The sequence below is a fragment of the Nocardiopsis sp. MT53 genome (genome assembly GCF_019598965.1).
GTDB lineage: Bacteria > Actinomycetota > Actinomycetes > Streptosporangiales > Streptosporangiaceae > Nocardiopsis > Nocardiopsis changdeensis.
Genome location: NZ_CP080599.1, coordinates 2,658,046 through 2,669,729, shown reverse-complemented (window position 1 = coordinate 2,669,729; position 11,684 = coordinate 2,658,046). Strand labels below are relative to the sequence as shown.

General features: G+C 73.5%; 8 protein-coding genes. 4 read left to right on the top strand and 4 right to left on the bottom strand.

The features are described 5' to 3' along the window. The first annotated feature begins 33 nt into the window (after positions 1–33). Genes K1J57_RS11870 through K1J57_RS11860 form a run of 3 tightly spaced genes read left to right on the top strand, consistent with a single transcriptional unit; the run spans position 34 to position 3,588 of the window. Positions 34–1,689, top strand: a complete 1,656-nt coding sequence (locus tag K1J57_RS11870) for an extracellular solute-binding protein (RefSeq protein WP_220564499.1) — start codon at positions 34–36, stop codon at positions 1,687–1,689. Further along, positions 1,682–2,680, top strand: coding sequence for a sugar ABC transporter permease (locus tag K1J57_RS11865; RefSeq protein WP_255646985.1), 999 nt, complete (start codon positions 1,682–1,684; stop codon positions 2,678–2,680). The genes K1J57_RS11870 and K1J57_RS11865 overlap by 8 nt, the downstream gene beginning before the upstream one ends. Continuing rightward, positions 2,677–3,588 carry a carbohydrate ABC transporter permease gene (locus tag K1J57_RS11860; protein WP_220564498.1) on the top strand — a complete coding sequence of 304 codons (912 nt, stop codon included), beginning with the start codon at positions 2,677–2,679 and terminating at the stop codon, positions 3,586–3,588. Before K1J57_RS11865 ends, K1J57_RS11860 begins: the two co-directional genes overlap by 4 nt. A 42-nt stretch (positions 3,589–3,630) precedes the next feature. Here the strand turns inward: K1J57_RS11860 and K1J57_RS11855 are convergent, their stop codons facing one another. From K1J57_RS11855 to K1J57_RS11840, 4 genes are all read right to left on the bottom strand, one after another. Beyond that, positions 3,631–3,885, bottom strand: a complete 255-nt coding sequence (locus K1J57_RS11855; RefSeq protein WP_255646984.1) for a type II toxin-antitoxin system RelE/ParE family toxin — start codon at positions 3,883–3,885, stop codon at positions 3,631–3,633. 41 nt (positions 3,886–3,926) lie between these two features. Then, positions 3,927–4,208: a type II toxin-antitoxin system Phd/YefM family antitoxin gene (locus K1J57_RS11850; protein WP_255646982.1), complete on the bottom strand. Its 282-nt coding sequence runs from the start codon at positions 4,206–4,208 to the stop codon at positions 3,927–3,929. A gap of 246 nt (positions 4,209–4,454) precedes the next feature. Continuing rightward, positions 4,455–7,157 (bottom strand): cellulose binding domain-containing protein, encoded by a 2,703-nt coding sequence (locus K1J57_RS11845; protein ID WP_220564495.1) that lies wholly within the window; start codon positions 7,155–7,157, stop codon positions 4,455–4,457. 71 nt (positions 7,158–7,228) lie between these two features. After that, positions 7,229–9,532, bottom strand: coding sequence for a glycoside hydrolase N-terminal domain-containing protein (locus K1J57_RS11840; protein WP_220564494.1), 2,304 nt, complete (start codon positions 9,530–9,532; stop codon positions 7,229–7,231). An 84-nt stretch (positions 9,533–9,616) separates the two neighbouring features. Here K1J57_RS11840 and K1J57_RS11835 point away from each other — a divergent pair, with 84 nt between their 5' ends. Next, positions 9,617–11,650 carry a beta-galactosidase gene (locus tag K1J57_RS11835; protein WP_220564493.1) on the top strand — a complete coding sequence of 678 codons (2,034 nt, stop codon included), beginning with the start codon at positions 9,617–9,619 and terminating at the stop codon, positions 11,648–11,650. Positions 11,651–11,684 lie beyond the last annotated feature (34 nt).

Sequence of the window (11,684 nt, the reverse complement as noted above, 5' to 3'; positions counted from 1 at the left end):
CATGCGGCTCCGACCGCACGAAGGAACGACGCTATGCCCCTCCGCCCCCCTCCCCCGTCCCGCCGCCGCTTCCTCGGGCTCGCCGGCGCAGGCGCGCTCGCCGCGCTGTCCCCCGCCGTCCTCACCTCCTGCTCCTCCGGGGGCGGCGGGGCGGGCAGCGGCTCCGCGGCCGAGGCCGGCTCCCTCGACTCCCTCATCCCCACCCACATCCCCTTCGAGGGGGTCGTCCCCGACATCGAGGGGATGCACGGCGCCCCCGACGGCTTCACGTCCTACCCCACCGAGTTCGTCCAGGCCGTCCCCGAGCCCCCCGGCCGGGGCGGGAGCTACACCGCGATGACCCCGCTGTGGAGCCCCCTGCCGCCCGGCCTGGGGAACAACTCCTTCTTCGACCACGTCAACGGCCGCCTGGGCACCACCATCGAGTTCAACTTCCAGGACGGCAACACCGTCATCGACAAGATGAACGCGGTGGTCGCCGGGCGCGACGTCGCCGACCTCACCATGTTCCCGGACTGGGTCATCAACCTGATGCCGCAGTTCAACCGGGCCGTCGGCGAGCTGTTCGAGGACCTGACCCCGTACCTGGCGGGCGACGCGGCCGCCGCCTACCCGCTGCTGGCCAACCTGGACGGCGACGCCTGGCGCTGGAACGTGTTCAACGAGCGCCTCCAGGGCGTGCCCTGGCCCGCCGAGCCGTTCGGCAACTGGGTGCTGTACCGGCGCGACCTGCTGGAGGAGTACGGCCTGGAGCCGCCCACCAGCCCGGACGACCTCTTCGCCATCGGCGAGGAGATCAACGACCCCGACAACGGCCGGTGGGCGTTCGGCGACTTCAACCTCAGCATGCGGCAGGTCTTCGGGGCGCCCAAGCAGTGGCGCTACGCGAACGGCGAGCTGACGCACATGTTCGAGACCGACGAGTGGCGGGCGAGCATCGAGTTCATGCGCAGGATCTTCGACGCCGGGCTGGTCCACCCCGACATCGTCGCCCTGGGCGACAACTCCAAGGAGCTGCTCAACTCCGGCCGGATCGTGTTCAACCAGGACGGCATCGGCGCCTGGCACGAGGCGTACGGCCAGATGCTCGGCGACTCCCCGGACTTCCGCCTGGACCTCATGCCGGTCTTCGGCGCCAACGGCAACGACCCGGTCATGCACCGGTCCGACCCCTCCGCGCAGTCGGTCTTCGTCCGCAAGGGCATGGAGCCCGAGCAGATCGAGGAGCTGCTGGGCGTCATGAACTTCTGCGCGGCGCCGTTCGGCACCCGCGAGTACATGGACTACCGCTACGGCGCCGAGGGGACCCACCACGAGCTGGACGACGACGGCGCACCGCAGCTCACCGACCTGGGCGCGGGCGAGGTCAACGACGGCTACTACTTCATCAGCGGCCGGCCCCCGGCGATCACCGAGAGCCAGTACCCGGACTTCGTGCAGTGGAAGACCGACTGGTACAACCACGCGGCGCAGTTCTCCGAGGACGACCCGTTCGCGGGCATCCGCATCCAGCGGCCCGAGCGGTTCGCCGGGGCCGAGACCCCGCTCACCGACCGGGTGGAGGACATCATCCGCGGCCGGGAGGACCTGAGCGCGCTCGACCAGGCCGTCGCGGACTGGCGACGCGACGGCGGGGACGAGGGACGGGAGTTCTACCTCGGCGTCCTCCAGGAGCACGGCCGTGACTGAGCGGTCGACCGCGGTCGCCCCCGCCCCGGACCGGGACCCCGCGCCGCCCGCCCGGCGGCGGGCGGCCCGCCCGGGGCGGGGGCCGTCCCTGCGGGCCCGGTGGCGGCGCGACCGCGCCCTGCTGCTGATGACGCTGCCCGCGATCGGCCTGCTCGCGGTGTTCCACTACGTCCCCACCTTCGGGAACATCATCGCGTTCCAGCAGTACAACCCGTGGGACGGGGTCCTGGGCAGCCCCTGGGTGGGCTTCTACCAGTTCGAGCGGCTGTTCACCGACCCCCGGTTCTGGAACGCGGTGGGCAACACGCTGGTCATCGCCGCCGTCCAGCTGGTGTTCTTCTTCCCGGTGCCGATCGCGCTCGCGATCCTGCTCGACAGCGTGCTCACCCGCCGACTGCGGCTGGTGCTCCAGAGCATCGTGTACATGCCGCACTTCTTCTCGTGGGTGCTGGTGGTGACCCTGTTCCAGCAGATCCTGGGCGGGGCCGGGCTCATCTCCCAGGCCCTGCGGGGCGCCGGGTACGCACCGCTGGACATGATGACCGACCCCGACGCGTTCCTGCTGGTCGTGACCTCCCAGATGGTCTGGAAGGACGCCGGCTGGGGCACGATCATCTTCCTCGCCGCGCTGGCCGCCATCGACCAGAACCTCTACGAGTCGGCGGCCGTGGACGGGGCGAACCGGTGGCGGCGGATGTGGCACATCACGCTGCCCGGGCTGCGGCCGGTCATCGTGCTGCTGCTCATCCTCAAGCTCGGCGACATCCTCAACGTCGGCTTCGAGCAGTTCTACCTGCAACGGGACGCCTTCGGGTCGGGGGTGTCGGAGGTCATGGACACGTTCGTCTACCATCAGACGCTCGTCACGGGGAACTTCAGCGCGGGTGCCGCGGCGGGGCTGCTCAAGGGGGTCGTCGGACTCGTACTGATCCTGGTCGCCAACAAGATGGCCCACCTGATGGGCGAACACGGGGTGTACAAGCGCGCATGAGCACACTGTTCGAGAGCCGCCCGGTCTGGGCGGAACGGCCGTCCCTGCCCGCCCGCGCCGCGAAGAACACGGTCCTGGCGGCCGTCGCGGTCGTCATCCTGCTGCCGATCTACGTCGTGGTCCTCACCAGCCTGTCGCCCGCCTCCGCGGTCACCGCCGCGGGCGGCCTGGTGCTGGTTCCCAGTGGGATCTCGTTCCAGGCGTACGCCGACCTGTTCTCGGGGGGCGTGGTCACCCGGGCGGTGCTGGTGAGCCTGGGCGTGACCGCGGTGGGCACCCTGGTGAGCCTGGCGGCGACGGTCCTGGCCGCCTACGGGCTGTCCCGGCCGGGGTCCCTGCTGCACCGGCCGCTGCTGTTCGCGGTGCTGCTGACGTTCCTGTTCGCGCCCGGGATGATCCCGCTGTACCTGCTGGTCAGCGATCTCGGGATGATCGACTCCTACGCCTCCCTGATCCTGCCCACAGCGGTGAACGCGTTCAACCTGGTGGTGATGCGGGCGTTCTTCATGAACCTGCCCCGGGAGATCGCCGACAGCGCCCGGATGGACGGGGCCGGGGAGTGGACGATCCTCACCCGCCTGGTGCTGCCGATGTCCAAGGGGGTCACGGCGGTGGTGGGCCTGTTCTACGCGGTGGGGTACTGGAACGCGTTCTTCAACGCGATCCTGTACCTCAACGACAACGCCAAGTGGCCGTTGCAGCTGATCCTGCGCCAGTACGTGCAGCAGGGGCAGCAGCTGAACTCCAGCTCGCTGATCGGCGACGCCGTGCAGGGCACCGCCTCGGCGCCCAACCTGGCGGTGCAGATGGCGATCGTGGTGGTCGCGCTGGTGCCGGTGACGGTGATCTACCCGCTGGTGCAGAAGCACTTCACCAAGGGGGTCATCATCGGCGCCGTCAAGGGCTGAGGTGCCGGAACGCCGTGATCGGACCCGGTCCACCGGGTCCGGTCACCTGTTCCGGTCGTAGATGTCCCGCCGGTCGCCGACCCCGAGGACCCACACCCAGATGATCGGCTGTCCGTCATCGTCCTTGTCGATGGCGTAGACGACCCGGTAGTCGCCGACCCGCAGACGCCATCGGCCCTGGTGCCCGCTCAGAGGCTTGATGTCGAAGGCACCTGTGTCGCCTTCGTCGAGAGCGTTCTGCAACTCGGCCAGCCGGTGCAGGATCCTTACCGCTTCGCTGCGGGGTATCCGCCGCATCTGGCGTTGAGCGGCTGCGGTGAAGCGTGTGACATGCCGGTTCACTCCTCCCTCCGGGCGAGGTCACGGGCCATCTCCTCCAGCGAAACGGAGGGCTCGCGCCCTTCCCGCTCGGCTTCGTCCGCCAGACGGTTGAGCCATTCGGCCTCGGCGGCCTCCTCGATGGCGAGCAGCCGCCTGTACTCGTCGGCGTCGATGAGGACGGCCGTGGTCCTGCCCCGCTGGGTGATGAAGGTCGGTGTGTGATCGTGGCGCGCGCGGTCGATCGTGTCGGCGAGATGCCGTCTCACCTCGGACATGGTCGCGGTCACTGGTTCGCCCATACCACCAATGTACCTGATGTACATCTGTTGATCATTCGCGCGGCTGCTCCGTCGTCATTGACACCGCGGGCGGTCCCGGGTCGGGGTGTGGTCTCCGGGTCTCCGCCGGGCTCCGGGCCGTCCGTCGAGGGGCGGAAGGCCCTCGGCGGACGGCCCGGGGCCGCGGCCCCGCCGACGCGGGGCTCCAGAACCCCGACGGGGCGGGTCCGGTCGGCCCCCACCGGCCGACCGGGCCCGCCGCCGGCCTCAGTCGCAGGGGGAGCCGTTGAGGCTCAGGGCCTCGGGGGTGCCGGGTTCGCCGTCGGCGAACCCGTTGAACCCGACCGTCACGGACTCCCCGGCCGGGATCCGGGCGTTCCAGCCGGAGTCGGAGACGACCACGGACGCGCCGTCCTGGCGGTGGGTGGCGTTCCACAGGCTGGTGATCTCCTCGCCCGCGGTGAAGTCCCAGGCCAGGTCCCAGCCGTCCACCTCCTCCGAGCCCGTGTTGGTCACGGTGACCCGGGCCTGGAAACCCCCCGGCCAGGTGTTGTCGACCGAGTAGTGCCACGTGCAGTCGGCGGTGCCGGGCTCGGTCGGCTGCCCCGTGGGCTCTCCGGTGGGCTCCTCCGTGGGCTCCTCACTCGGCTGCGGGTCCGGGCCGCCGCCGGCGGGGTCCCCGTAGACGATCCCGCGGCCGTTGGTGCCGATGTAGACGCGCCCGTACACGTCGGGGTCGCCGGTGATCGCCGCGCCGGTCCAGGCCCACTGGTGGCGGTCGTCGTTGATGCGCACCCAGGTCTCCCCGGCGTCGTCGGACCGGAAGATCCCGCGCACGCCGTCGATCCTGGAGCTGGTGTACACCGCCGGGTAGTCGGCGCCGGGCGCGGGCGCGCCGAAGCCCACCGAGTCGCCCTCGTCGACCCCCGCGACCGCCGCGAAGATCTCCCCCGCGTCGGTGGTGCGCCACATCCCGTAGTGGTCGCCGGTGCCGCCGGCGACCCACACGTCGCCGGTGTGCCCGGGCACCGCGCCGAAGCGGATGTTCCCCTCGGCGGGCAGCCCGTCGAACCGGGCCTCGAACGTGGCCCCGCCGTCGGTGCTGGTGTAGAAGGTGCCGCCGGAGACCGCGTAGAACACGTCCGGGTCCACCCGGTCCGCCTCCACCCGGGCGCCCGCCGGGACGCCGGAGGACGGGCTCCAGGACGATCCCAGGGTCGTGGACGCGTGGACGCCGGTCCCCTCCGGGCTCCAGACGATCCGGGAGCCGTCGGCGTTGACCGCGACGGTGCCGCCGCCGGTGACCCCGCCCGGCGCCTGGCCCGCCCACCAGGAGTCGCCCCCGCTGGTGGAGATCCCGATGGAGCCGACCCCGTCGGCGCCGCCGGTGCGCACCAGCGTGTCGGGCGACAGCTCGGCGAAGTCGAGCGAGGAGCCGTGGTCCCACGAGGGCTGCTGGAACATCCGGTCCGGGACGGTGCCGGGGTCCTCGTGGGTGAACCCGCCCAGGTCGAGCAGGGCCGAGTGCAGCGGCGCCCCGTCGCCCGGCGGGCTGACCAGGTCGTTGACCGCGGTCTCCTCGATGCCGTGCGCCTTCACCTCGATGGTGAAGGGCGTGTCCGTGTCCCAGTTCGTCAGCTCGTCGGAGCCGTACACGGTGGCGCCGGTGCCGTACAGGAACCGGTCCGAGTCGAACGGGTCGATGGCCATCGCCTGGGTCATCCAGCCCAGCTTGGGCTGGGTCTCGGGCGGGGTGCCCTGCCCGCCCCAGTCCAGCCAGGGCGCGGTGGAGATGTCCATCTCGTAGCGGGTGGTGCGCTCGGGGTAGGCGCCCCAGTCCCAGGCCCGCGTCCAGGTCTCCCCCGCGTCGGTGCTGCGGAAGATCTGGATGTCGGGCCACCAGGAGATCTGGGTGGCGACCATGAGGGTGTCCGGGTCCTGCCGGTCGACGGTCAGCCCGCCGTACCCGAAGTAGGAGTCCTCGCTCGCCTCGGGCACCGGACTGATGTCCGTCCACTCGCCGGTGCCGGTGTCGAGCCGCCACACCTCCCCGGCGTCGCCGTCGTAGGGCCCGGGGGTGCTGGTGGTGGCCAGGTACAGCCGGTCGTTCTCGTGGTCCAGGACGCCGTGCGCGGGCAGGAACCCGGTGGGCGCCCCGGGGACGGGCTCCCAGGTCTGGCCGCCGTCGGTGCTGCGGTAGAGGGGGTCGTCGAGGTCGGCGACGCCGGCGTAGACCTCCTGCGTCGGGGAGCCGGGCGAGCCGGTGTCGGGGTCGAAGGCCACCCAGGTGACGCCGATGACGTCGTCCAGCAGCCCGTTGGGGTCGTCGGGGTCCTGCACGTAGTCGCCGGGGTTGGGGAAGGCGGTGACCTCGGACCAGGTCTCGCCGTGGTCGGTGCTGCGCCACAGGCCGTGGCCGCCCCGGGCGCCGAAGTACACGACCGAGTTGTCGTTGGGGTCCACGGCCAGGCGCTCGCCCAGGCCGCGGCCGGGCATGTTGCCGCCGAGCTTGAAGGGCAGCTCGGTCGCCTCCCAGGTCTCCCCCCGGTCGTCGGAGCGCAGGATCGCGCCGTTGTTCGGGTCCCAGTCGTTGGTGTAGGTGCCCACGGCGGCGTAGACGCGGTCCGGGTCGACGGGGTCGGTGGCGATGGACACGACGCCGGTCCACCCCCACCGGTCCCAGTCGACCCAGTCGAGCAGGGGGACCCAGCGCTCGGTGTCGGGGTCCAGGCGGTAGGCGCCGCCGATGTCGGTGCGGGCGTAGGCCAGGCCGGGCTCGGACTCGTTGAACACGATGCCGGGGACGAACCCGCCCCCGGCGATCTGGACGTTGTCCCACTCGTAGTCGGCCTGTGCGAGGGCCGGGGCGGGTGCGGCCGCGCCGACGGCGGCGAGCGGTAGGGCCACGGCCAGGGCGGCCAGGAGGGCGAGGGGCCTCCGGTGCGGCGGTCTCGGGGGGCGGGTGGGCATGCGGGGCTCCTGAAATCGGGGGGTCACGCCCTCCCGGGGATTCCGGGCCCCGGGAGGACGCCAATTCCCGATCAGTGTGAATACCCTTCGGGTGCCCGGCAAGAGGGGTCGGGGCAACTTTTCGAAGCGCTTCGACTGCGGGCATGGAGGAAAGTCTGAAATCGCAGCGAAATGGCCTGCCGGGGACCGCAGTCCACCCGGCTCCGGGTCCCGTCCGGGAACGCGACCACCAGGCTCCGGGGCTCCGCCGACCGCAGCCGGGCGTGCGCCCGCCCCCGCTCCCACTCCAGGACGTCGACGACGAGCCCGCCCCGGCCGCGCAGCCCCTCCACCCGGCCCGCGGTCCACGTCCCCGGCAGCGCGGGCAGCAGGTCGGCGCGGCCCTCGGTGGAGCCGAGCAGCATCGCGGCGACGACCGCGGGGAGGCCGCCGCCGATGTCCACGTTGAACAGCTCCCCCCGGTTGTGGGTCGGGGTCAGGGTGGGCCGCCAGTAGCGGGAGGCCAGCATCCCCAGGGCCGCGTGCGCCTGCTCCGCCTCCCCCAGCCGGGCCGCCGCCAGGCCGAGCTGGACCAGCCCGAACGCCATCTCGTCGGACTCCTCGCCCCGCCACCAGTCCAGGCGGGCGCGCACCGCCGCCGCGGCGGCCGCCCGCAGGCGGGGCGCGGCGAGGGCCGGGTCCGGCTCGTACCAGAGCGGGTACAGGTGGGAGGCGTGCCGGTGGGCGTGCTCCTCGGCCTGCTCCAGCGGCCCGGCCGGGCCCGCCCACTCGGCGAGCTCCCCGCCGGGCGCGACCCGGTACGCGGGCAGGCGGGCGGCCAGGGCGGCCCACCGCCGCCCGCCGGGCAGGCCCAGGACCCGGTGCGCGCGCATGAGGTTGCGGCACAGGTCGCGGACGGCGGCGACGTCCATGGTGGCGTTGACGCAGGCCTGGCCGCCCGCTCCGGCGGGGGTGTTCTCCGGCGAGTACGACGGCACGAACCCGTCGGCGGTGAGGAAGTCCTCGTGGAACAGGGCCGCCTCGGTGAGGAAGGGCAGTGCCCGGTCGCGCAGGAAGGCCCGGTCGCGGGTGTGGGCGTAGTGGTCCCAGTACAGCCGCCCCGCCCAGGCGGCCCCGGCGGTCCAGCAGGTCAGGCACCACACCGGGCCGAAGTGCTGGTGGCGGCCGGAGGTGGAGGCGTGCGCGGGCACCAGGATCCCCCGGCAGCCGTACAGGCGGCGGGCGTTCTCGCGCAGGTCGCCGAGCATGCCCTCCAGCAGGTCGAACACCGGGGTCATCAGCTCGGGGGTGCCGGTGGCGTGCAGGGCGGCCACCGCGGAGAACAGGTTGCCGTTGAAGGTGTAGCCGGACCGCCAGGGCGGGTCGTAGGTGCCGCTCCACACCCCCTGGAGGGTGGGCGGCAGGTCGCCGCAGCTCGACACGATCGCGTACCGCCCGGCGTCCACCAGCCGGGCCAGGTGCGCCGGGGCGGTCCCCTCGGCGGGCGGGCCGTCCAGCCCGATGCGGAACCGGTCCATGAGGCGGCCGTGCAGCGGCGCGTGCCGGGCCAGGACCCGGTCGAACCCGGTGTCCCCGGGCGGGGCGGGCGGGGCCGCCGGGGTGTCCCCGGGCGGGTCGACGGTGATCCGGACGACGGCCTCCAGGCGCCGGACCCCGCGCAGCTCCAGGCCGCCGGGGACCGGCCGGACCGTACCGCCGGCCGCGGTGAGCGCGCACTCGACCGTGTACCCGGCGGGCGCGGCGGCCGGCGCCCCGGCCGGGCGGTCCGGGAAGCGGACGGCCAGCCGCAGCAGGCCCGGGGCCGCGGCGGGCTCCACGGCCATCCGCACCGGCGGCGGGCCCTGCGGCGGGTCCAGGCGCAGCGTCCCGTCCAGCCCCGCGGCCCGGGTCAGCTCCACGGCGACCACCGCGTCCGCCCGGGAGGCCACCGCCCGGTGCCGGGTCCCGTCCGGCAGGGTCTCGGCGACCACGCCGGTGGCGAAGTCGCACTCCCGCAGCGGGTCGCCCGGAGCCGGGGAGCGGGGGGCGAACGAGAGCACGGCCGCGGGGACCAGCGGGTCGATCCACCGGGTCTCGGCGTACCCGGGGTCCTCGGCGGCCGCGAACCCGGCGATCCGCTCGGCGGCCTCCCGGGAGCGGCCCGCCAGGAGCAGGGCGCGCAGCTCCGGCAGGACACGCGCGGTCTCCGGGGCGGGCAGGGCGTCGGCGGACGGCAGGAAGAGGCGTTCGTGGCCCAGGGTGAGGCGGACCAGGCCGGCGGTGGAGTGGACCAGCGCGCCGACCCGCCCGCCCCCGGTGACCAGGGCGTCCTCCCAGGAGGAGGCGGGGTGGCGGGTTCGGACGCCGCGGCGGGGGGCCGTACGGGGGTGGGACATGTCGCTCCCGGGAGGTGGGGGGTGCCAAGGGCGGGGGGTTCTCGCCATACTTCGTTCGTCCGCCCAACCTAAGGAGTCCCCCACATGGCCGCCCAGACCCCGCCGCACGTCCTGTCCCACCGGAGGCTGTGGTTCGGCGGAGACCACAACCCCGAGCAGTGGCCGGAGGAGACGGCCGCCGAGGACGTCGACCTCATGCGGCGCGCGGGCGTCAACCTGGTCACCGTCGGGGTGTTCGCCTGGTCGCGGCTGGAGCCGCGCGAGGGCGAGTACGACTTCGCTTGGCTGGACCGGGTCCTGGACCGGCTGCACGGGGCGGGCGTCCAGGTGGCGCTGGCCACCCCCACCGCGTCGCCGCCGCCGTGGTTCTCGCTGGCCCACCCCGACGCCCTGCCCGTGAACGCCGACGGGGTCCGGCTCACCCACGGCAGCCGCGACACCTACGACGTGTGCTCCCCCGACTACCGGCGGGCCTCGGTGCGGATCGTGCGGGCGCTGGCCGAGCGCTACGCCCACCACCCGGCGCTGGCCATGTGGCACGTGCACAACGAGTACGGGACGTGGACCTACTCCGAGCACGGCGCCCGCGCGTTCCGGGACTGGCTGCGCCGCCGCCACGACACCCTGGACGCGCTGAACCGGGCGTGGACCACCGAGTTCTGGGGCCAGCGGTACGGCTCCTGGGACGAGGTGCTGCCGCCCCGCGCCACGCAGTACCTGGCCAACCCGGCGCACGTGCTGGACTTCCGGCGGTTCCTGTCCGACGAGATGCTCGACCACTTCCTGGACCAGCGCGACGTGCTGCGGGCCGCCTCCCCGGACGTGCCGGTCACCACCAACCTGGCGTTCGGCGACTGGGTGCCGGTGGACCCGTGGCGGTGGGCCGAGCACGTCGACCTGGTGTCGGTGGACGACTACCCGGACCGGGCCGGGGAGGGCGGGGACGAGCAGACCGCGTTCGCCGGGGACCTGGCCCGCTCCTGGGCCGACCGGGTCCCCGGGGGCGGCCGGCCGTGGCTGCTGATGGAGCAGGCGGCCGGGGTGGTCTACGAGAAGGGGCTCATCCGCCCCAAGGCGCCCGGGGAGATCGCCCGGCACAGCCTGGCGCACGTCGCGCGGGGGTCGCGGGGGGCGATGTTCTTCCAGTGGCGGGCCTCCCGGGGCGGCGCCGAGCAGTGGTACTCGGGCATGGTGCCGCACGCCGGCCCGGACTCGCGGATCTTCCGGGAGGTGTGCGAGCTGGGCGACGTGCTGGGGCGCATCTCCGAGACCGCCGGGGCGGACGTGGTCGCCGACGCGGCGGTCACCTGGGACCCGGAGAGCTGGTGGGCGATGCGGGCCACCACCCTGCCGTCGGACCGGGTCGACTACCTGGAGGCGGTACGCCAGGTGCACCGGGTGCTGTGGCGGTCGGGGCGCACGGTGGACTTCGTGCGCCCGGACCGGGACCTGCCCCGGGTGCCGCTGCTGGTGGTGCCGTCCCTGTACCTGCTGTCCGAGCAGGCAGCCGAGCGGCTGGCCCGCTACACCGAGTACGGCGGAACGCTGGTGGTCACGTACCTGAGCGGCATCGCCGACCCCACCGGGACGGTGCGCACCGGCGGCCACCCCGGCATGCTGCGCGACCTGCTGGGCGTGCGGGTGGAGGAGTTCCACCCGATGGCCGAGGGCGAGAAGGCCGGGGTGGACGTGGGGATGGTCCGCGAGGAGGTGACCCTGTGGAGCGAGCACGTGCACCTGGAGGGCGCCGAGACGGTCGCGCCCTACGCGGGCGGGGCGCTGGACGGGCTGCCCGCGGTGACGCGGCGCCGGTACGGGGCGGGCGAGGCCTGGTACGTGTCCGCGCACCTCAACGACCGGGGGCTGGGCCGGGTGATCACCGAGGCCGCCGGGCAGGGCTCCTTCCCCGAGGAGGGGCTGGACGTGGTGCGCCGGGTGGGGCCGGAGGGGGCGTGGGTGTTCCTCACCAACCACGGGCACCGGTCGGTGCGGATCGACCCGGCCCGGCTGGGGCTGGGCGCCGGCGCGGTGGACCTGGTGTCCAAGGCGTCCGCCGAGGGCATGCACCTGCCCGGAGGGGGTGTGGCGGTGCTGCGCGGGCACCCCGTTGACAATTAGTTGTGACCCTAGACAAACTGAGGTCCCCGACCCC